This is a genomic window from Commensalibacter communis (assembly GCF_947179015.1).
Lineage (GTDB): Bacteria > Pseudomonadota > Alphaproteobacteria > Acetobacterales > Acetobacteraceae > Commensalibacter > Commensalibacter communis.
Window position 1 is genome coordinate 181003 of sequence record NZ_CAMXCM010000003.1, and the last position, 21027, is coordinate 202029.

Here is a 21027-nt window from a genome sequence, read left to right on the forward strand (position 1 = left end):
CCCCTAGTCATTAAGAAATCTGTGGCATTCAGTTTTATTTGAATGTTCGTCATAGTGATTTAGTAACTATTTAAGGCTATGACAAGAAAAATATTTATATTCTTTATAACTTTACATCTGAAGTTTCAAGAATTTCTTGATAAATCAGAGAGATATTTTTCGCAGCGACACGTTGTTTGGTTAAATTAAGTATTTTGATGACTCTGATTGTGTCATACCAAACGAACGTCAAAATATCATTTTTTTTAATTGTGCAAGATGCTTTTGTAACAGGGCAAGAATTTAGTCGAAAAGCTCCATGTTGTATATATTTTGTACTGATGCTTCGTGTTTTATAGATTCTGGCATGCCATAACCAGAGATCTATGCGTTGGGTTTGGCATTCAAAGTCAATCATGGCGATGAGTGTTATAAAATTGTTGCAAGTCAATCACGGATGGATTGGATAATTTTAGGTGTTTTTTTATTTTACTTTTGTTTTGTTTTTTCTTTTGGAATGGAACAGTGGCGTAAAGTAAAGGGGCTGGGGGACCTATCGTTGTCTTGGATGGCTTTTGTGGTTTTTGAATAAAGAAATCGAGTGATTTCAATAAACTTGGGATAGTTTCTGCAATATAGGGTAGAGGGGTAATATCTTGCTTTTTAAGGGTTGAAGGGTATTTGGGGGCTTTGTTTTTAAGACGTTTACTGATTGTTTCTGCGATATCTAGGCGTAAAAACTGGTTGCTTATTTTAATCCATCCAAGATATTTAAAAAAATTTATATCAATTCTTGCGTTTACTGTTGAGATATACACCAGATGTGGCAATGGAATTGTATTGGCATCTATTTGATTATAAAATATATGATATAGAAAAGCTCTCAGTTTTGTTTTTTTTTCTTTGAATATATCTTTCAAATAAAAAGCATATTGCCCTTGAACGATATTATATTTTAATAATAATTTTTTTGTTGATTTAGGTAAATTGTCAGATTTCTCTTTCCATAAAATGCCTGCATTTTCATAAATTCGATGGACTAATCCACGAACTATTGCTGGTAATATATTATTATTTTGTAATTTTATTAATGTTGGGCATAAGGATTTGATTTGTCGAGAAAGGAATTCTTGTAGCCTTGTTAGAAGGATATTTTTCATTTCGTTATCTAGAAATTCGTTATCTAATAATAAAATCTGAGGATGTAATAAATCATGTCCTTTTTTTAATCTAGCAACGGGGGTTCGTTCCCATAAAATATTACCTGTTTTAAATTCTATTTCGAATTCATCATCTTTGCTCTGTATAAATTTTTGGAGTTGCTGAGGAATTAATTTACGAATATTTTTCCGTATGCTTCTAAGGGCAAGTTTGTAATCTTCTTGAGGAATTGATTCTTGAAGTTCAATCGTAAATCCTTTGAAAGAGCCGATTGTTTGCCCTTCAATTAAAATATGTCCTGTCGCAGAAATTGAGGTCAGAAGATTATCTTTCTCTTGATTTTTTAAGTTTCGTAGTAAAGAAGTAGCTCTTTGATTAACGAAACGGCTCATTAATGCAGTATGTAAAGCATCAGAGAGGCTATCTTCGACTTCTCTGGCTTGTGCTTGCCAGTAAATAGCATTTTCCAACCATTGATTTTTAGCTGCAATATAAGAACATATTCTGATGCCAGACAGCCTCTGCATTAATGTATCAATATCACCATGGGTATGGTTCAGTTGTTCTATTTGTTGGTGGATCCAAGTTTCTGGAATATGACCTTGTTTTAGTAAGAACAAGAAGGTTTTTTTACAGATCCGAGCGTGGTTATCGTTGCCAAGTTTTTTAAAGTCAGGGATTTGACAATTTTCCCAAAGAAGTTTTGTGTTTTGTTCGGTTGTGCAAGACGCCATGATTTCTGGATCTTGAATAAGATAGATCAATGTTTGAAGGTCACAAGCATGTTGGCTGGTGATTAATGTTTTTATAGGAGGGGCTTTGCTTAACGAAGCAAGTAATTTTGATGGATTTGAAAAGTCAGGTGTATGATTGCGCCAATAGAGTTGTTTCAAAGAATCAAAATGATGATTTTCAACAGCATTTACTATTTTTTCAGACATTCCTAAACAATTAGCTGTTGTTCCAAAGGTTCCATCTTGCATTCCTCGCCCCGCTCTTCCAGCAATTTGAGCAACTTCATAAGCATATAGATTACGTAATTGGCGTCCGTCATATTTAGAAAGGCTGGCAAAGGCAACATGATTTACATTCATATTTAATCCCATACCAATTGCATCTGTAGCGACTAAGTAATCAACCTCTTTGTTTTGGTATAGTTCCATCTGAGCATTACGCGTGCGAGGCGATAATCGTCCCATGATAATCGCACAGCCTCCGTGTCGTCTTTTAATAAATTCAGCGATGGCATAGACTTCGTTAGCAGAAAAAGCAACAATTGCAGAACGGGGGGGCAATCGGGTAAATTTATCAAATCCAGTATAGGTCAAATTGGATAGTCTGGGGCGTGAATCAATTTCAATATGTGGAATAAGTTGTTTTAAAATAGGGGTAATTGTATCTGCCCCTAGAAACATGGTTTCAATATTCCCTCTGCAATGTAGTAATCGATCGGTGAAAATATGTCCTCTGTCTGGGTCAGCACAAAGTTGTATTTCATCAATTGCAACAAAATCTACTGGAATGTGGGTTGGCATCGCTTCTACGGTACAGGAAAACCATTTTGCTTTCGGAGGAATAATTTTTTCCTCTCCTGTAATCAAAGCGACATATTGCTCCCCTTTGATTGCGACCATCCGATCGTAGTTTTCTTTGGCTAATAAGCGCAGAGGAAAACCAATCGTTCCAGATAGATGTCCCATCATTCTTTCAAGTGCAAGATGTGTTTTTCCTGTGTTTGTGGGGCCGAGAATTGCTTTTATTATATCAGACATAAAAAACACTTTATTTTAGTGGGGTTTTAACAATATTATTTGCGAATTAGAATTAAGGTGGCATACGGTTAAATACTTAAAATAGCTTTCACGCTCTAGAATATCATAAATAAATCTTTTTCGTTATTTTAGATATTTTTGACGACGAAGATAGTCAATTAAGTACAAAATAATTCATCTTGTCTTATGAGTAAATATTAAAGGATTGGTAAAGGTTTTTGTATGAAGCAAGATCAAAATGATAGCTTACAACGTAATTTAAGCAATCGGCATATTCAACTAATCGCAATTGGGGGATGTATTGGTACAGGGTTATTCTTGGGCTCTGGTAGTACGATTCAACTTGCGGGACCCTCTATTGTATTAATTTATATGTTGATTGGTATAGTTGTTTTCTTGGTCATGCGAGCGTTGGGAGAGATCTTACTTTCTAATTTAAATTATAAATCCTTTGTTGATTTTGTCAGTGATTTACTTGGGCCTTTTGCAGGATTTTTATTGGGGTGGTCATACTGGCTTTGCTGGATAGCGGTTGGAATTGCAGATTTGGTTGCGATTTCAGGATATACACATATGTTCTATCCTAACTTGCCGTCGTGGATACCTGCTCTGGTGTGTATTGCTTTGTTTTACACTTTAAATAGTTTAACAGTTAAATTATTCGGTGAAATGGAATTTTGGTTTGCAATCATTAAAATAATTGCAATTTGTGTTTTAATTATAGTGGGTGGAATTTTTATAGCTATCGCCTTTAAAGTTCCTTCAGGAGAGGTCACTTCTATAAGTAATGTTTTAAATGATGGCAATATCTTACCCAATGGATTTCGAGGATTCTTAGCTGGATTTCAAAGTGCGACTTTTGCCTTTATTGGGGTGGAATTAATAGGAACTGTCGCCGCAGAATCGAAAGATCCTTATAAAAACCTACCCAAAGCAATTAATAATATCCCACTACGTATTATTATGTTTTACGTTTTGTCAGTCATTGTAATTATGGCTGTTATACCTTGGCACCGTATTGACCCCAGTCAAAGTCCTTTTATTGTTTTATTTAAATTTGCTGGTTTATCCGCAGCAGCAGCGGTTGTCTATGTTGTGGTTATGACTTCTGCAGCCTCTTCAACAAATAGTGGTATTTTCTCAAGCAGTAGAATGTTATATGGATTGGCTTCGTTGAACAAAGCACCAAGATTTTTTATGAAGCTTTCCAAATCGTCTGTTCCCGTAAATGGATTGGTTTTTTCATGTGCTTGTTTGTTATCAGCGGTCATTTTATTGGCGGTGGGGAATAAAAGCATCATTGATACTTTTATTTCAGTGACCTCAGTTGCAACTATTATCACGTTATTCACGTGGTTTTTAATTGTATTTTCTTATATTCGTTATCGACAAAAATACCCCGAGCGTCATCAAACATCGCTATTTAAAATGCCTGGAGGTGTTTTTTCCTGTTGGGTTTGTATGATTTTTATCGTTTTAACAATATTCACGTTAACGTTACAATCTACGACAAGAGTCGGGTTGTATTTAGGGTTAGCATGGTTTGTTTCGCTTGGGATAGGTTATATTTTAATTCCACAAGAGGTCAAAAAACGTTGGAAAACATTGCTAGATATGACAATTAATAAAAATTAGGCGACAGTTCATAATAATCATATATTTAGAATATTTGTTTTATAAATAAACTTTATTTTAATTTAAAAATATATTACATGAAGTAATAAAATGTTAGAATAATATTGGCTGAATTATAATTTCGTCAATATTATTTTAACTACAATCTTGATATTCCGGTTGCGGATACTCATGTTGAATATAAAGAAATAATCTTGAAACAGTTTTGATAAAATGAATGGTTTAAATAAAATGAACAATGAAAAAACAACATCTGAACAACAAATTGTTATCTTAAAAGAAACAATTACAACATTGGTACGTCAGGACACTCCTGATCTATCTGCACGTCAATTAGCTGTATTTTTAATTTGCTATTTGGATGAAGCTGTCCAAACCGTAAGAGGTTTGGCTGCCAATCTAAATGTTTCAAAACCAGCAATTACTCGTGCGCTGGATCGTTTAGAAGAACTTGAATTTGTAACCAGAAAAACGGATCCTATGGATCGTCGTTCAGTTTTGATCCAACATACCGATGCAGGTAAAGAGTATTTGACAAACATTAAAAATATTATCAACAGTGCTGCAAAAAAATAATCTTTAAATAAGAACTTTTTTGATCATTTGATGAGAATATGAGAATTTCTAGAATTTTCGAATAAAGTTTAGGCAATACTATAAAAACAATATTATCTTGGTTAGTATCAAGATAATATTGTTTTGTAAAATACTTGAATTATTTGTAGGTTTATTGTTAAATAAATTGAGTATAACAAATAAATTGCTTATCACTTATTTTGAGAGTTTTAATTATGAATAAATTTTCTTTATTACTAGCAGCCACTTTTATTAGTGCACCTTTGGCATTAAGCCATCAATCTTATGCAGCAGAAAATCAGTCTGTTGATCATCCTGCGGCAACCTCTGAAAAACCATCAGGCAGTGTTTATATGACTTTCCACTCTGCTGATGTGGGTGTTGGATACACTTGGGGCAGCGGTGTATTAAAATATCATGGCAAGAGTTATAAATTTAAAATCAAAGGTGGCGATATTGTTGCACTTGGTTTTTCAAAATCTCAAGCAAAAGGCCATGTGTATAATCTGAAACATATTTATGATTTTGCAGGAAACTATGCATCTGCTGGTGGTGAAGCAACTGCTGGTGTTGGCGTTGGTGCTGCGAATATGAAAAATACAAAAAACGTTGTAATTGCATTTGATACAAATACAATGGGCGGACGTGTTGCTGGTGCACCAGGTGGATTTACTATTTCTTTTGTAGATTCAAAACTACAAAAGAGTGCAAAAGCAAGTAAAAAAGCTGCGAAAGCAGAAACAACTACAGAAGATTTAAATCAACAGCAACTTAATAAAGCTAGCAAATAACTTTATTACAATGTTAATGTGATTAAAAATGGTAGGGTTTTTATCCTACCATTTTTTTATGTTATGTTGTCTTGTTTTATACAAAATAAATAAAGTCCATATAAGTTGTGGTATAATTAGTAAACTATAAGCACAAATTGTATTTAATGAAGTGGTTAGTGGGATAAATAAAGCCAGCATTCCCCCCCAAATGCAAAATAACCATTCAATGATGGTTACGATGCTGGCTGGGATTTGGCAACGATGAGCCATTTGGTACAAATGGCTTCGATGAGCTTTTAAAAGCGGTGCTTTTTCTTTGGTTCTTCGGATCAACGTAAAGGTTACGTCATAGAGTATACCAAATAATAAGAAAAATATTAATATCGTCTCAGAAGGTATTGTCGTAATACTGATGTGATCTAATTTATTAAAAGGGGCTATGGCAAAGGCGGCTAGCAGCAATCCGCAAGATTGGCTGCCAACATCTCCCATAAAAATCTCTGCTTTGGGATAGTTGAACGGTAAAAAACCCATTAACCCACAGAAAAGAGCTATGGCGATTAAGGCAAAATCAACTTGTTGGGTTTGATAATAAAAAAATAAGCAACTAATGGCTGCAACACCAGCAGCGAGACCGTTTAATCCATCCATAAAATTAAATGCATTGATTACATAAACTAATCCTAGAATGATAACGGGAACGAAGATGAAATAGCTTTGTTGAAGCAACGAAAGTGATGGAATGAAAAGGGTGATAATTGTTGCGCAAAATATTTGTGCAGCAAGTTTAATGATGGCAGACCATTGTTTAACATCGTCAAGCCATGAAATAATCGATAGAAATGCAACGGCTCCTAGTAAAGCAGAGATAGAAATGAGATAAGGTTGGTGTAATAATGGAAATATTATTATACTGCCTATCAAAAATGCAGAGATAATACCAACGCCACCCCCTTTAGGGGTAGGAATAGTATGAGAACTGCGTTCTATCGGATTATCCATTACGCCGATACGTGCCATTGCCTTTACGATTACAGCAGATAAGAGTGTCGTACCAATAAGCCAAATTAAAAATAATGGATGAAACGAAAAAGAGGTCATTGTTTTTTTTTATAAAGAAATGATAAGAGTTGATATTGTGTTATAGGCTATAAAGATGGAATGAGGACATTGCAACAGTCTAATTTATCCCCAGCAACAAAGCAAACAAAGAGATATAATCGTATTGTGATTAATATTGTCATGGACGCAATATTAGCAGCAATTGCGGCTCCTTTGGCACGTTGGTTGTCTGATCCCCAAGGTGGCTTATTACATCCATTATGGTTTTTAGCCAGCGGTGTCTTAACATTATTGGTAAGCGGTCTGCCTTTTCACATCCCTCAGCAATATTGGCGCTTTTCTGGAATTGCTGATTTATTAAATATTGCGGCGGCTTCGATTGCCAGTTCAGTTTTATTTACATGTCTATTGCTGGTAACAGGATTTTCAACACCATCTGTTACATTTCCTATTATTTATGCACTGGTTTTATTGGTATTGATGGGTGGTGGACGTGTTGGTTATCGTTTATTTACATCGGAAAATATTAAATTAAATCGCCAGAAAAAACAAAAAATATTATTATTAGGTACTGATGAAGATATTGATCTGTTTATCCGTGCTACCAAAAGGGATGTTCAAAATTCATTATATGTTGTTGGTCTGATTTCTTTTCGTCAAAGTCGCAAAGGACATCGGATTCATAATGCACCCATTTTAGGTAATTTTGATGAGTTACCAGACGTTTTATCTAATTTAAATCAGCAAAATAAACTCCCTTCTATCTTAGTGATTACAGGGGGTGAGTTAAGAGGGCCTCAGTTACGCAAGCTATTATCCATTGCTGAAAATTGGAAAATCCAAGTTCAACGGACGCCAAGCCTAACCAACTTATCACCCGCCAGTAATGTTGAATTACAGCCAATTGCGTTGGAAGAATTATTAAACAGGCCTCAGGTTCCATTAGATCAAGAGGGCATGGAGTTAATGATTCGGGATCGTGTGATCGTTGTTACGGGGGCTGGTGGCAGTATTGGCTCGGAGTTAGTGCGGCAGATTTCACGTTTATCCCCAAAGTTACTTATTTTATTAGATCATAGTGAATATGCGTTATGGAAGATTAATGTAGAGCTTGCGGAGTGGAAATTACAAGGTGAACGTAAACTTGTGCTGGCCAATATTCGTGACAAAGCAAGAATTCAAGCTGTATTTCAATATTACAAGCCAGAGCTGGTTTTTCATGCAGCGGCATTAAAACATGTTCCAATGATTGAAAATAATCCGATTGAAGGGTTTTTAACCAATATTATTGGAACTCGTATTATTGCAAATGCAGCTGCGGAAGCTAGCGTTAAAGCATTAATTATGATTTCCACGGACAAAGCTGTTAATCCATCCAGTTTGATGGGAACTTCTAAACGAATTGCAGAGATGTATTGTCAGGCGTTGGATATGACTATTCATCACGAGCCAGAAAAAATACAAAATATGTTGAATATCCCCACTGGCCATATGATGCGATGCGTAACCGTTCGTTTTGGAAATGTTTTAGGGTCAACAGGATCTGTTGTACCATTATTTCGTAGACAATTGCGTAGTGGTGGACCCTTGACGGTTACCGATCCAGAAATGAAGCGTTATTTTATGACAGTTCCTGAAGCTGTAGGATTGGTGTTACAAGCGAGTGTCAGAGCGACTGTGCAAAAAGATGGTGATATAGCGACGGATGAAATGTTACGTAACGGTGGGATTTTTGTGTTGGATATGGGTGAACCTGTTAAAATCCTTGATTTGGCACGCCAATTAATACGTTTAGCTGGATTGAAACCTGACGAAGACATTCAAATTGAATTTACGGGATTAAGGCCTGGTGAAAAATTGTTTGAAGAGCTTTTCCACGGCCGTGAAGCCCCGATGCCTACGGATCATGCTGGACTAATGATGGCAACCCCTAGAACGGTGAATTTGCAAGAAGTGAATGATCTGATTAATCAAATTGCCGAGGCATGTCAGCGTGAAGATATTGACAAAGCAATTTCAATTGTACAGCAACTTGTGCCAGAATTTCAGCACAAATTGAACGTAAATTGAAAGCGAGTATCATTTAACGCAGAAGATATTGGTATGATTTTGTTGTGCCGTTACATACATCAATCAAAAATATCAGACAAAAGTTTAAAGAATAGAAGTTAATGGGGTGAGAACCCTCTAAACATGAGACATGTTGAAATAGAAAGTTATATTTGATTTATCTTCATGCCTCTCATAGGAGTAAATAATGTTGTTTTTACGACAAGGTTAAATCAATATGATCAATTAACTAAGATTGTATTAAAATTAAATATATTTTGTCTGTCTAATTAAATGTATACAGCTCTTTGTTAAACTTTAATTATTATGATAGCCTTTAAATGAAAGCTCTATTCCAATATTACCAAAGGAGAGAATAATGTTATTTAGTCATATAGTAGTTGGCAGTAATGATCTAGAAAAATCCAGAAAATTTTATGATGCTCTATTTGAAATTGTAGGTGTTCAGGCCATTGACGGACCTAAAGACAGCTTGATCTATATCCGAGACAATCAGTTTTTTGGCGTAAAGAAACCAATTGATGGTCAGCCCGCAACTTATGGAAACGGCACGACAATTGGGTTTAATTTTGACTCTCCAGAGCAAGTAAACGAATGGCATCAAGCAGGAATTAGTCATGGTGGAAAATCTGTAGAAGATCCTCCTGGGGTCAGAGAAGCGGGAAATAAGAAAATGTATCTAGCTTATTTGCGTGATCCTGACGGTAATAAACTGTGTGGTTTTTATTTAATAAGCTAATATTAAACAGTCTTCACTTTAGAAGGCTGTAATAAATTTAATAAAGATCAATTTATTTTAGAAAAAAGAGAACAATGGTGAGTAATACGATCTCCTTTCTTGATTTGAAAAAACAACAGCAACGTTTGGGAAGTGCGGTTAAAGATCGTGTTGATCGCGTGTTATCTCATTGTCAGTTCATTTTAGGGCCAGAAGTTCAAGAGCTTGAAGAGCGATTGGCATTATATGTTGGTGCTAAATTTTGTATTGGGGTTTCATCTGGAACTGATGCCATACAGATTGCTTTGATGGCAGAAAATATAGGTGCAGGGGATGCTGTTTTCCTTCCTGCTTTTACCTATACAGCAACGGCCGAGGTTCCCTTGGTTTTAGGGGCAACGCCAGTATTTGTGGATATTGATCCAGAGACGTTTCAAATTGATCCAATCCATTTAAAACGCTGTATTCAAAAAATTCGTGATGAAGGAGAATTAACCCCCAAAGCGATCATTGGCGTTGATTTATTTGGCCAACCTGCGCCTTGGGATGTGCTACGTCAAATTGCCCAGCAAGAACAATTATTTTTGTTGGATGATTGTGCACAATCTTTTGGAGGGGTGTATCACGGTCATAAATTGGGTAATGAAGCGGACACAACGGTCACCTCTTTTTTTCCATCTAAACCCTTTGGAGGGTATGGAGATGGTGGCGCAATATTCACCAATGATCCAGAGAAAGCAGAACTTTACCGTTCATTAAGAAGTCACGGCGAAGGCAAAACACGCTATCAAGTATTACGTACGGGCATGAATGGTCGTCTCGACACGATCCAAGCAGCTGTATTATTAGCGAAATTAGATTTTTTTGATGGTGAGATTGCAAGACGAGAAGAAATTGCGCGTTTATATGATGAACATTTAGCTTCGATTGTGCAGGTGCCTGTAAGAGTTCCTCAAAGTCAAAGTGCATGGGCGATTTATTCTATTTTGTTGCCTGATGAACATGCACGTGTGCAATTACAGAATAAATTAAAAGAACGACATATTCCAACCGCGATTTATTATCCTTTGCCGTTGCATCAACAGCCAGCTTATTGTCATTCCCATGATGGCAGTGTATTACCTGTTTCAGAAAAAATATCAAAACAGATATTGGCATTACCCATTCATCCAGAGCTTACTGATGAAGAGGTTTTACAAATTATTCATGCGATCAAAGAATAAAGGCTTTCTTCAATGCGTAAACAAAATATTATATTAACTTCAGTCTTGGCTTTGTGCCTTGTGGTTGTCTTGGGTGTATGGCTTATGGTACGTAAAGAACTCAAGCCAGTTGCGTTTCCACCTGTTGTGAATGCAGAGCTGATTGTTGGGCCATTGCATAAGAAACGTTTGTTAACTCCAGATGAGTTAAAAGTCGTTAAAGATTGGATTCAAAAAAATGAAAAGGGATGGGGACCGTTGCATCGCAATCCACCCTCTACTGGTGATGTTGAAATTCAATTTAATCAAAATATTGATTTAAAAGACTATGCAGACAAACCAAAAGATCAACAACCTCGACCTTTTACTTTGGTGTTATGGCTGGGGATCAGCCAAGCAGATTGGAATAATAAGGTTTTTTATGAAGTGTCCAATCAAGATGGCAGCAAAGTTTTCTTAAAAACTTGCGAAGATGAGGAGTTCGCGCCTCTTAGAAAATTAGTCGATCAATATGATTATCAAAGGACATTGTTCCCTTAATATAAATAAAAAAAAGGGCTTTTATAGCCCTTTTTTATGGATATTTTTAGATTTCAGCTTCGGCTGCTTCTAATTCAGTGTGAAGTTCCAACCATGTCTCTTCAGCATCAGCTTGTCTCTTTTGACAATCCGAAAGCTTTATCTGAATAGCTTTCATTTCGTCGGCATTGGCAGAATTGTAAAAATTCACATCCGATAATTTTTCTTCAAGTTTTTGAATTTCAGTCGCACATTTGCTCATGATTTTTTCAGAATCTTTGATTTTACTGCGTAAAGGTTGAAGTAATTTCCGTTTTTCAGCTCTGTCTTTACGTGCTTCTTTTTGAGAACTTGCTCCGGAATTATTATCTGTTTTAGATTGTTGATTGGCTTCTTTACGTTGAATATCTAACCATTGACGATATTCTTGAATATCTCCATCAAACGGGGCAACTGTGCCATTATTGACTAACCATAAACTGTCAGCAACTAGCTCAATTAATCTGGCATCATGAGAGATTAAAATCACAGCACCATTAAAGGCAGATAATGCATGAACAAGGGATTCTTTGGCATCTAAATCCAAATGGTTGGTGGGTTCATCCAATAATAAAATATTTGGGTTATGACGAGTGGCCAACGCTAAGACTAATCTAGCTTTTTCTCCACCTGATAAAGAGTTGACTTTGGTATCGACACGATCGGCATCCAGTCCGAAACGTGCTAATTGTCCACGCAGTTCGGTTTGTGTTGCTTTGGGTAATGCGGATTGTATATGTTCCAAAGGGGTATGTTCTGGCACGAGGTCTTCCAGTTGATGTTGTGCAAAATAGCCCACGGATAATTTAGAGTTATTTTGAATAGTGCCTTCGAACGGTTTTAACCTTCCAGCAATCAATTTAATAAATGTTGATTTACCATTTCCATTTGCCCCCAGCAACGCAATACGATCGTCTGGATCAATACGTAAAGAAATGCCTGAAAGAATAGTTCTATCGCCATATCCTGCTTTGACCTGTTGTAATGTAATTAACGGTGGGGGTAATTCAATGGGTTGGGGAAACTCAAAGTGAATAGGGGTTTCTTCAACAATTGCTTGTAAAGGCGGTAATTTTTCAAGGGCTTTGAGACGCGCTTGTGCTTGACGTGCTTTGGTCGCTTTGGCTCTGAAGCGATCTACAAAAGATTGCATATGGGCACGCTTGGCGGCAATCTTCTCAACTTCTCTATTTTGCTGTAATGCTTTTTCATTTTTAATACGGATGAATTCTTCATATCCACCAACAGTTAATGATAGCTTTCTTTGGTGGAGATGTGCGATGGCATTGACGGATTGATCTAATAAATTACGATCATGGCTGACGATTAATGCGCTGCCTGAAAAATTCTCAAGCCAAGATTCAAGCCATAGAGTAGCTTCTAAATCCAAATGGTTTGTTGGCTCATCTAATAATAAAAGATCTGGGTTTAAAAATAGGGTGCTTGCCAACGCAACTCGCATCCGCCATCCACCCGAAAAGTCAGAGACAGGGCGTTGTTGGTTTTCTTCGTTAAAGCCTAATCCTGCTAAAATAACGGCGGCACGGGCAGGGGCACTGTCGGCATTAATTGCAATAAGACGTTCATGGACTTCAGCCAGTCGATAGCCATCTTGGATTGTTTCAGCTTCATGTAACAGAGTCGCACGCTCTTGATCTGCCGCTAGAACCGTATCGATCAAAGAGAGTGGGCCAGAGGGGGCTTCTTGTTTAACACGAGCCATTCTGATTCGGCTGGGAATTAAGATTTCACCATCATCAATAGGCATATCCCCTGCGATAGCTGCCAGTAATGTCGATTTTCCTGTTCCATTACGACCAACCAAGCCCACTTTTTGACCATTTTCAATGGTTAGAGAGGCGTTTTCTAAAAGAGGACGACCGAAAATTCGAAGTGTTAAATTATTGATAACCAGAGTGCTCACAGCGTTGCCCGTGTAAAATAGTAAAAAAATGATCGACAAAATAATAAAATTTCTTTTATTTACCAATAACGCGTGTCATTTACAAAGAATGATTTGCTTCATAATGAAATAAGGAAAATATATTATGGCTATTCAAAGAACTTTATCAATTTTAAAACCAGATGCAACCCGTCGTAACCTAACAGGTAAAATTAATGCGGTTATCGAAGGCACGGGTCTTAAAATTGTTGCTCAAAAACGCATGCAATTAACCCAAGCGCAAGCAGAAGCATTTTACGCGGTGCACAAAGAACGTCCATTCTTTGGTGAACTCGTATCTTTCATGATTAGCGGTCCAGTTGTTGTGCAAGTTTTAGAAGGCGAAGACGCAGTTCAAAAAAACCGTGACATCATGGGTGCAACCAACCCTAAAGACGCAGCACCACACACTGTACGTGCTCAATTTGCTGAATCAATTGAAGCTAACTCTGTTCACGGTTCTGATTCTGCTGAAAACGCAGCAAATGAAATTAAATTCTTCTTTGCTGAAATCGAAATTAACGCTTAATTTTTATTAAGTATCGATTATAAAAGGGTTAAAAGGAAGCTTTTAGCCCTTTTTTTTGTTATTTTAATAATTTACAATCATTACAGGCATTTTGTAGTTTATTTAAATAGGCTTGATTCAAATACGCTTTTGCTTTTGGATGATCTTGAGAGACGCCTATACCAAGATAGTACATTCTTTCTAAATTAAATTGCGCTTTATCGTTTCCTTGTTTAGCCGCTTTTTCCACCATTTTTTAGCTTTCTTATAGTCTTGCGGAATGTCGTCGTCTTCTAGATAAGTTATGCCAAGATTATACTGAGCTTTAAGATTTCCATTATTCGCAGCGTTAGTATACCGTTCTATCTTGGGCTTTGTTTCGAGAAATTATTTCACCCTCATCATATAATGCTTCGAGTATAAATTGAGCCTCAGCATTTCCTTGATTGGGTTGATGTTGTAAATCAATAATTTTTTGTGCTGAGGTTTCATGAGCTAAGGAGAGTGTTGTTAATGAGCTAAAGCCAAATCCTAATAATAAGATATATTTATATATATATTCATTTATAATTATTAAATAATACGTTGTAATACTAATCCTTATTTATAATAAAAATAAGCCCAAGAAAACTAATTTCTCGGGCTATAACTTTATCCATTAATTAATGCATCAACATTAATATCAGGTTCTTCTTTTCGCAAAAAGTTTTTTAAAACTTGTGGGTATAGAAGATGTTCTTGCTTTAATAAGCGCTTTGCAAGACTGTGTTCTGTATCGTTTGGCAGGACAGGGACAACAGCTTGTCCCAGAATAGGACCTTGATCCATGTCTTCTGTTACAATATGCACAGTGCATCCATGCACTTTCATGCCAGCCTTGATCGCTTTGGCATGAGTGTCAAGACCGGGAAACAGAGGCAAGATACTGGGATGGATATTTAGGATTTTACCTTCCCAATTATTAATCAAAAAAGGTGTTAATATACGCATGTATCCAGCCAAGCAAATGGTTGAGATGTTATGGGCTTGTAACGCTGCATCAATTTGACGCTCATGGGCCTGGCGATCTTTGCCAAACTGGTGATGGTCAATGACTTGAGTCGGGATACCAGCATCACGAGCCGTATCCAAACCAGCAGCGTCATGGTTATTACTGATTACAAGTTCTACAGAAGCAGGAAAAGAAGGTTTTGCGCAAGCAGCAATAAGTGCATCCATATTGCTGCCACGACCACTGATAAGAATGGCTATACGTTCTTTAAAGGACATATGGTTTTCCTATTATAAATTAGTCTGCGTCTGAAATAAAAGTAAAGTCAGGAAGATCACTAAATTCAACAGTTGGTTCGCTGTCTGAATTGTCACTGGCAGCGATATGACCAATGACATAGGCTTCGGTATCCGTGCTGTTTAGCAATTCATTGGCGGCAGCAACATCAGAAACAATCAAAATCATTCCAATACCACAATTGAATACTTTCAACATTTCCTCTGTGGAAACATTGCCTGCTTGTGCTAACCAAGAGAATACAGAAGGCATTGGCCAGCTTTCGCCATCAATAATCGCAACTGTTCCTTTTGGCATAACCCGTGGCAGGTTCCCGACGATTCCACCGCCCGTAATATGTGCAGCGCCATGCAACAGACCTGCATTATGAAGGGCAATAACAGGTTCTACATAAAGTTTGGTTGGGGCTAATAACGCTTCACCTAACAGTTGTTCGGTATCGAAAGGTGCCAGATCATCCCATGCTAAATTCTGAGATTTTATAATTGCACGAACCAAAGAGAACCCATTTGAATGAGGGCCATTTGATGTCAGACCGATGATTTTGGCACCAGGGGCGATATTTTGGGGAAGTAATGCATCCCTTTCTACGGCACCCACTGCAAAGCCAGCTAAGTCATAATGACCATGTTGATACATGCCTGGCATTTCCGCGGTTTCACCACCGATTAATGCACAACCACATGCTTCACAAGCATTACTGATACCCGTAATAACCCGCTTTGCTTGTTCAAGCTCGAGTTTACCCGTCGCAAAATAGTCCAAGAAAAATAGAGGTTTGGCACCTTGAACGATTAAATCGTTGACGCACATGCCAACAAGGTCAAAACCAAGATTATCACATAATCCTGTTTCAATGGCGAGCAGAAGCTTTGTACCTACACCATCGGTTCCAGAAACAAGGATAGGGTCTTTGAACCCAGCTGCTTTGACGTCGAATAAAGCACCGAACCCTCCTAAATTTCCCATAACACCAGCTTGTTTGGTTTTTGAAACTGCTGGTTTGATTGCTTCGATTAAAGCATCCCCAGCAGCAATATCAACGCCTGATTGTGCATAGGTTGCACCGTTTTCGGTAGAGGGATGTTTGTTTTCTGAAGAATCTGAAGTCATTATAAAGCAGCCTTTTATCTTTAATGCTTGATAGGTTGATGTTGAATTTGATTATGAATGAATTTTACTTCATATTAAACCTATATTTACGGCAGATATGATTTTTGGCAAAGTAAGAATGCAGAAAAAAAGTCAACCACGACATTTGATGGATGCTCCAAGGCAGTTGGCGTTGCCTTTTCCCTATAATCCTCGCTTTATTCATTCCGAATTTATCAGGGCAACATCGAATGCTGGGGCAAGAGCTTGGCTGGGCATTCAACATAATACCCGTTCGATACCAACCTGGCCTGACCAACGATTGGTATTGTGGGGCGATTCTGGTACAGGGAAAACCCATTTGTTGCAAATATGGGCGGATAAAGAAGAGGCATTATTCTTACCAGGTTCCATTTTATCCCAAAATTCGTCTGTATATTGGCTGGAAAAGATAAAAGAGCAGTGGGTTAAGGCACTTGTGATAGACGATGCTGACCTGATTACGAACCCTCAGGCATTATTGCATTTGTTAAACTTGACCAAAGAACTTGGTCTTGCTGTAGTGTTAAGCGGACGTTCACCGCCGTCACGATGGGATATTCAACTGCCTGATTTAGCCAGCAGATTACGAGCCATTACAACTGTTAAGATCGAACAGCCAGAAGATGCGTTGCTCCGTATTTTATTGTTGCGTTTGTTGGCAGAACGACAATTAGTTGTTCCTTCGACAATGATTGATTGGTTATTGGTTCGTCTGCCCAGAACCGCAAGTGCGATTCGCGAAGCGGTGTGTCGTTTGGATGAAGCAACGCTTGCACATGGCGGTGGGGTAACAAGAAATTTGGCAATCCGCGTTTTAGAAGATTTACTTTCTTTCGATTTTATAGAATCATTAGAAGAGACTGAGGAGCCATTATTCTTTTCTGATTTTTAATTCAAAGTTGTAATTCGATGACCCCTAAACCAAAAAATACCATAAGTAAACCCGCAACAACGCGTACTCGTAGAGTGTCCGCATTACCAAGAAAAACAGAAACTGCTGTTGTGCCTATTAAAAAAAGCCCTGAACGATTCATCAATCGTGAATTATCTTGGTTAGATTTTAATCAAAGGGTGGTTGAAGAAGCACAAAATGTTAGAAATCCTTTGTTGGAAAGATTAAGATACTTATCCATTAGTGCCAGTAATCTTGATGAATTTTACTCTGTTCGTGTTGCAGGCTTAGCAGGGCAAGTTCGAGAAAAATTAATCACATCTTCACCTGATGGGTTAACGCCTTCTCAACAACTTGCAGCTATCAGAGAGCGTGTCAAAGGATTATTTGAAAATCAGCAACAGACCTATCTTGTTTTAAAACAATTATTGGCAGAAACTGGGATTGTTGTTTGTCAGGCTCAAGATTTGACCCATGATGATCTGGCATGGTTAAAGAATTATTTCCTTGAACGTATTTTTCCAGTTTTGACACCTATTGCATTGGATCCAGCCCATCCCGTGCCTTTTATCCCTAATTTAAATATGGCTATTGCATTACGATTAGTTAGTCAACGTAATGACCGTAATCGAAAATATGTATTAATTTTGTTACCATCACAATTATCAAGGTTTTTAGCGTTACCGATTACCCCCAAAAATTCTAAAATACAACGTTTTGTTCTTTTAGAAGATATCATTGCATTATTTATTTCAACTATCTTCCCTGGTTATAAAATCAGCAATTACGGGCTGTTACGTGTTATTCGCGATACGGATGTTGAGTTTGAGGAAGAAGCCGAAGATTTAGTTCGCTCTTATGAAACTGCTCTAAAACGTAGGCGCAGAGGCGTTGTCATTCATTTGGATATCGATAATCAATTACCCACTAAATTAGCAGATTTGGTTGCCCACGCATTAGAAGTTCCACCAGAGGAAGTAACGATACATCATGGTATATTGGGAATGGTGGATGTTAAGCAATTAATTGTTGAAAATCGTCCTGATTTATTGTTCCCATATTATAAATCCTTAGTTCCAGCGCGTATCCGCGAGGCTGGAGGGGATTGTTTCACGGCTTTACGTTCCAAAGATTTGCTGGTTTATCATCCTTTTGAGAGTTTTGATGTTGTTGTGCAATTTTTACGTCAAGCTGCACAAGATCCTCAAGTGTTGGCCGTTAAACAAACCTTATATAGGACGTCTAGTAACAGCCCAATTGTAAGAGCCTTGATTGAAGCGGCAGAAAGTGGAAAATCCGTTACTGCAATTGTCGAGTTGCGTGCACGTTTTGATGAAGAGGCAAATATTCGTTTGTCCCGTGATCTAGAGGCTGCTGGTGTACAAGTGGTTTTTGGATTTGCTGATTGGAAGACACACGCTAAATTAAGCCTTGTGGTGCGCAGGGAAGGCAATGTTACCCGTACTTATGCGCATTTCGGTACGGGTAATTACCACCCGATTACTGCAAAAATATATACGGATTTATCTTACTTTACTTGTAATCCTAAACTTACCCGGGACGCAGTAAAATTATTTAATTATGTGACTGGATATGCGCGCCCATCGCAGATGGAGGCTATTGCATTCTCTCCATTAACTATTCGTAAAACACTAAATGAGCTGATCGATCAAGAAATTGAATTCGTAAAAGCTGGTAAGCCTGGATCTATATGGTTGAAAATTAATTCGCTGGTTGATCCAAGATTAATTGATCGGCTTTACGAGGCTTCTTGTGCGGGGGTCAAAATTGATATCGTCGTAAGAGGTATTTGTTGTTTAAGACCACAAGTGGCTGGGTTATCAGAAAATATAACCGTTAAATCAATTGTCGGTCGTTTCTTGGAGCATGCCAGAGTATTTGTTTTTGGCAATGGTCATGAATTACCATCGCCCTATGCGAAAGTATATATGTCTTCGGCAGATTGGATGGAACGCAATATGGATCGTCGTATTGAAGAAATGATTCCAATTATTCCCGAAGAAATGCACGACAAGGTTCTTAATCAGCTTATGGTTGCTAATTTGAAAGATAATTTGCAATCGTGGCAGTTAAACCATGATAAAAAATGGTGCAGAATAGAGGCAGTGGACAAACCATTTTCTGCACATGAATATTTTATGGATAATCCATCTTTGACCGCTAAAAAACTTTAATGCTTATCTAAATAGAAACTTTAATAATATAAGGATTATATATATGAGTTCCCACTCCTTGATACGCTCAGCCATTGTTGATTTAGGTTCCAATTCAGTTCGCTTAGTCGTTTTCGAGGGGAGGGAACGTAACCCAGTAATAATTTTTAATGAAAAAGCAACATTACGATTAGGAAGCGGTTTAGACACAACTAAAAGGTTAAATCCCAAAGGGGTTGCTTTGGCAGAAGGGGTGTTTAAACGTTTTTATGCGGTTGCAACGACAATGGGTGCGGATCCTTTTGTTGTCTTGGCCACTGCTGCCGTTAGAGATGCAACGGATGGTCAAGAATTCATCAATAAATTACAGTCATGGATGCCTAATGTTCCTATTCATATTTTAACAGGTGAACAAGAGGCTGACTATGCTGCTGCTGGTGTATTATGTAGTATTTCAAATGCTGATGGTGTTGTTGCGGACATTGGCGGTGGGTCAATGGAATTGGTACAGCTTTGTGGGCAGCAACGGTTCAATGCGCAGACTTTGCCATTGGGTGTTATTCGTCTAATGGATCGTTCTGAGCGAAAAATTTCTAAAGCCAAATCAATTGTTACCAAAGATTTAAAATCAGTTGAATGGATTGAAGAGGTTAAAAAGAAAAATCTATATTTAGTGGGTGGTGCTTTTCGAGCAATGGCTCAATTATATATGGAATACACCTCTTATCCTTTATCTATCGTTCATTATTATACGTTACCATATGAAGAAGCCAAACGAATGGTTGAATGGACGATTGAAAAATCAAAGGGCGGAGTTAATAATATTCCTATCTTTATTCATAAACGTCTTAATGATCTTCCTTATGCGGCAACTGTATTAGGACAATTATTGGCTAGGATGCGCCCTGAAAAGATTATTTTTTGCGCCGAAGGCGTGCGTGAGGGATGGTACATGCGCAATGTTGTGTCAGAAGCTGCATGCAATCAAGACCCTCAAGAAGCAGCAGCATTAGACATTAGTGAACGTTCAGGCAGAGTCAAAGAATTCCCTCTGGCATTAATGCAATGGACAAGCAATTTGTTTAAAAATGAAACGGTTGAGATGAAACGGTTGCGTTGGAATGCATGTTTAATTTCGGACTCAGGATGTCATGATCATCCAGCCTATCGTAAAGAACAATCTTATTTAAGAATTTTATGTATGGCAGGAATGGCTTTTGATCATCCAACGCGTGCTTTTTTAGCATTAACTACCGCAATGCGATATGAAGCGGGGATTGATGAAGCGTTTTTATCTTCTGCCAAGAAAATCTTAACACACAAACAATTTGAACAAGCTATTATTCTGGGAATGGCTTTTCGTGTTGCCTATACATTATCAGGCAATTTACCCAGTTTGTTATTAAGAACGCGTTTAAAAGTTGGCAAAAAGAAACTGACTCTATACTTTTCTCAACATCTAGATGCCGTGATTAGCGATGCAGTCACCAGACGTTTAAGTCGTTTAGGGCAATTGATGGGACTGGAAACGCAGTTATTATCTGACGAAGAAGAAATCAAAAATAAACCTTCATAATATATAT

General features: G+C 37.5%; 19 protein-coding genes. 11 read left to right on the top strand and 8 right to left on the bottom strand.

The genetic code is table 11. The annotated features are described in order from the left end of the window. Positions 1-103: 103 nt before the first annotated feature. Positions 104-397: a S4 domain-containing protein gene (locus tag PQG54_RS12445; RefSeq protein ID WP_370866872.1), complete on the bottom strand. Its 294-nt coding sequence runs from the start codon at positions 395-397 to the stop codon at positions 104-106. Then, positions 390-2912: a helicase-related protein gene (locus tag PQG54_RS07505; protein WP_271788525.1), complete on the bottom strand. Its 2523-nt coding sequence runs from the start codon at positions 2910-2912 to the stop codon at positions 390-392. Before PQG54_RS07505 ends, PQG54_RS12445 begins: the two co-directional genes overlap by 8 nt. A gap of 222 nt (positions 2913-3134) precedes the next feature. On the opposite strand from PQG54_RS07505, the gene PQG54_RS07510 reads away from it, so the two are divergent. From PQG54_RS07510 to PQG54_RS07520, 3 genes are all read left to right on the top strand, one after another. Beyond that, positions 3135-4547, top strand: a complete 1413-nt coding sequence (locus PQG54_RS07510) for an amino acid permease (RefSeq protein WP_271788526.1) — start codon at positions 3135-3137, stop codon at positions 4545-4547. 213 nt (positions 4548-4760) lie between these two features. Further along, positions 4761-5123 (top strand): MarR family winged helix-turn-helix transcriptional regulator, encoded by a 363-nt coding sequence (locus PQG54_RS07515; protein WP_271788527.1) that lies wholly within the window; start codon positions 4761-4763, stop codon positions 5121-5123. A 215-nt stretch (positions 5124-5338) separates the two neighbouring features. Further along, positions 5339-5914 (top strand): hypothetical protein, encoded by a 576-nt coding sequence (locus PQG54_RS07520; RefSeq protein ID WP_271788528.1) that lies wholly within the window; start codon positions 5339-5341, stop codon positions 5912-5914. A gap of 45 nt (positions 5915-5959) precedes the next feature. Here PQG54_RS07520 and PQG54_RS07525 read toward each other — a convergent pair whose 3' ends face one another. Next, complete coding sequence (locus PQG54_RS07525; RefSeq protein WP_271788529.1) at positions 5960-6997, bottom strand: glycosyltransferase family 4 protein; 1038 nt, start codon at positions 6995-6997, stop codon at positions 5960-5962. 60 nt (positions 6998-7057) lie between these two features. On the opposite strand from PQG54_RS07525, the gene PQG54_RS07530 reads away from it, so the two are divergent. The 4 genes from PQG54_RS07530 to PQG54_RS07545 all read left to right on the top strand — a co-directional run bounded on the left by PQG54_RS07530 (position 7058) and on the right by PQG54_RS07545 (position 11488). Then, complete coding sequence (locus tag PQG54_RS07530; RefSeq protein ID WP_271788530.1) at positions 7058-9028, top strand: polysaccharide biosynthesis protein; 1971 nt, start codon at positions 7058-7060, stop codon at positions 9026-9028. 358 nt (positions 9029-9386) lie between these two features. Continuing rightward, positions 9387-9767, top strand: a complete 381-nt coding sequence (locus PQG54_RS07535) for a VOC family protein (protein ID WP_271788531.1) — start codon at positions 9387-9389, stop codon at positions 9765-9767. Between the two features lie 74 nt (positions 9768-9841). Then, entirely contained in the window at positions 9842-10969 is a 1128-nt protein-coding gene (locus PQG54_RS07540) for a DegT/DnrJ/EryC1/StrS family aminotransferase (RefSeq protein ID WP_271788532.1), read from the top strand. A gap of 12 nt (positions 10970-10981) precedes the next feature. Further along, positions 10982-11488 carry a hypothetical protein gene (locus PQG54_RS07545; protein WP_271788533.1) on the top strand — a complete coding sequence of 169 codons (507 nt, stop codon included), beginning with the start codon at positions 10982-10984 and terminating at the stop codon, positions 11486-11488. Between the two features lie 46 nt (positions 11489-11534). On the opposite strand, the gene PQG54_RS07550 is transcribed toward PQG54_RS07545, so the two are convergent. Beyond that, positions 11535-13430: an ABC-F family ATP-binding cassette domain-containing protein gene (locus PQG54_RS07550; protein ID WP_271788534.1), complete on the bottom strand. Its 1896-nt coding sequence runs from the start codon at positions 13428-13430 to the stop codon at positions 11535-11537. A gap of 124 nt (positions 13431-13554) precedes the next feature. On the opposite strand from PQG54_RS07550, the gene ndk reads away from it, so the two are divergent. Beyond that, positions 13555-13977: a nucleoside-diphosphate kinase gene (gene ndk / locus PQG54_RS07555; protein ID WP_271788535.1), complete on the top strand. Its 423-nt coding sequence runs from the start codon at positions 13555-13557 to the stop codon at positions 13975-13977. 58 nt (positions 13978-14035) lie between these two features. Here the strand turns inward: ndk and PQG54_RS07560 are convergent, their stop codons facing one another. The 4 genes from PQG54_RS07560 to purM form a co-directional block, all read right to left on the bottom strand. Beyond that, positions 14036-14209, bottom strand: a complete 174-nt coding sequence (locus PQG54_RS07560; RefSeq protein ID WP_271788536.1) for an SEL1-like repeat protein — start codon at positions 14207-14209, stop codon at positions 14036-14038. After that, entirely contained in the window at positions 14158-14322 is a 165-nt protein-coding gene (locus PQG54_RS12450; RefSeq protein WP_370866891.1) for a hypothetical protein, read from the bottom strand. The genes PQG54_RS07560 and PQG54_RS12450 overlap by 52 nt, the downstream gene beginning before the upstream one ends. 285 nt (positions 14323-14607) lie before the next feature. Beyond that, positions 14608-15225: a phosphoribosylglycinamide formyltransferase gene (purN, locus tag PQG54_RS07565; protein ID WP_271788537.1), complete on the bottom strand. Its 618-nt coding sequence runs from the start codon at positions 15223-15225 to the stop codon at positions 14608-14610. Positions 15226-15244: 19 nt separating this feature from the next. Continuing rightward, on the bottom strand, positions 15245-16357 hold the full coding sequence (purM, locus tag PQG54_RS07570) for a phosphoribosylformylglycinamidine cyclo-ligase (RefSeq protein WP_271788538.1): 1113 nt from the start codon (positions 16355-16357) through the stop codon (positions 15245-15247). A 118-nt stretch (positions 16358-16475) separates the two neighbouring features. Here purM and PQG54_RS07575 point away from each other — a divergent pair, with 118 nt between their 5' ends. The 3 genes from PQG54_RS07575 to PQG54_RS07585 are packed head-to-tail and all read left to right on the top strand — an operon-like array spanning position 16476 to position 21020. Next, complete coding sequence (locus PQG54_RS07575; RefSeq protein WP_271788539.1) at positions 16476-17270, top strand: P-loop NTPase family protein; 795 nt, start codon at positions 16476-16478, stop codon at positions 17268-17270. 17 nt (positions 17271-17287) lie between these two features. Further along, on the top strand, positions 17288-19465 hold the full coding sequence (locus PQG54_RS07580; protein ID WP_271788540.1) for an RNA degradosome polyphosphate kinase: 2178 nt from the start codon (positions 17288-17290) through the stop codon (positions 19463-19465). 43 nt (positions 19466-19508) lie between these two features. Continuing rightward, positions 19509-21020 carry a Ppx/GppA family phosphatase gene (locus PQG54_RS07585; protein WP_271788541.1) on the top strand — a complete coding sequence of 504 codons (1512 nt, stop codon included), beginning with the start codon at positions 19509-19511 and terminating at the stop codon, positions 21018-21020. Positions 21021-21027 lie beyond the last annotated feature (7 nt).

Coding starts and splice junctions, on each gene's coding strand:
- PQG54_RS12445 (WP_370866872.1), bottom strand. CDS start 397: ATGATTGACTTTGAATGCCAAACCCAACGCATAGATCTCTGGTTATGG.
- PQG54_RS07505 (WP_271788525.1), bottom strand. CDS start 2,912: ATGTCTGATATAATAAAAGCAATTCTCGGCCCCACAAACACAGGAAAA.
- PQG54_RS07510 (WP_271788526.1), top strand. CDS start 3,135: ATGAAGCAAGATCAAAATGATAGCTTACAACGTAATTTAAGCAATCGG.
- PQG54_RS07515 (WP_271788527.1), top strand. CDS start 4,761: ATGAATGGTTTAAATAAAATGAACAATGAAAAAACAACATCTGAACAA.
- PQG54_RS07520 (WP_271788528.1), top strand. CDS start 5,339: ATGAATAAATTTTCTTTATTACTAGCAGCCACTTTTATTAGTGCACCT.
- PQG54_RS07525 (WP_271788529.1), bottom strand. CDS start 6,997: ATGACCTCTTTTTCGTTTCATCCATTATTTTTAATTTGGCTTATTGGT.
- PQG54_RS07530 (WP_271788530.1), top strand. CDS start 7,058: ATGAGGACATTGCAACAGTCTAATTTATCCCCAGCAACAAAGCAAACA.
- PQG54_RS07535 (WP_271788531.1), top strand. CDS start 9,387: ATGTTATTTAGTCATATAGTAGTTGGCAGTAATGATCTAGAAAAATCC.
- PQG54_RS07540 (WP_271788532.1), top strand. CDS start 9,842: ATGGTGAGTAATACGATCTCCTTTCTTGATTTGAAAAAACAACAGCAA.
- PQG54_RS07545 (WP_271788533.1), top strand. CDS start 10,982: ATGCGTAAACAAAATATTATATTAACTTCAGTCTTGGCTTTGTGCCTT.
- ndk (WP_271788535.1), top strand. CDS start 13,555: ATGGCTATTCAAAGAACTTTATCAATTTTAAAACCAGATGCAACCCGT.
- PQG54_RS07560 (WP_271788536.1), bottom strand. CDS start 14,209: ATGGTGGAAAAAGCGGCTAAACAAGGAAACGATAAAGCGCAATTTAAT.
- purN (WP_271788537.1), bottom strand. CDS start 15,225: ATGTCCTTTAAAGAACGTATAGCCATTCTTATCAGTGGTCGTGGCAGC.
- purM (WP_271788538.1), bottom strand. CDS start 16,357: ATGACTTCAGATTCTTCAGAAAACAAACATCCCTCTACCGAAAACGGT.
- PQG54_RS07575 (WP_271788539.1), top strand. CDS start 16,476: ATGCAGAAAAAAAGTCAACCACGACATTTGATGGATGCTCCAAGGCAG.
- PQG54_RS07580 (WP_271788540.1), top strand. CDS start 17,288: ATGACCCCTAAACCAAAAAATACCATAAGTAAACCCGCAACAACGCGT.
- PQG54_RS07585 (WP_271788541.1), top strand. CDS start 19,509: ATGAGTTCCCACTCCTTGATACGCTCAGCCATTGTTGATTTAGGTTCC.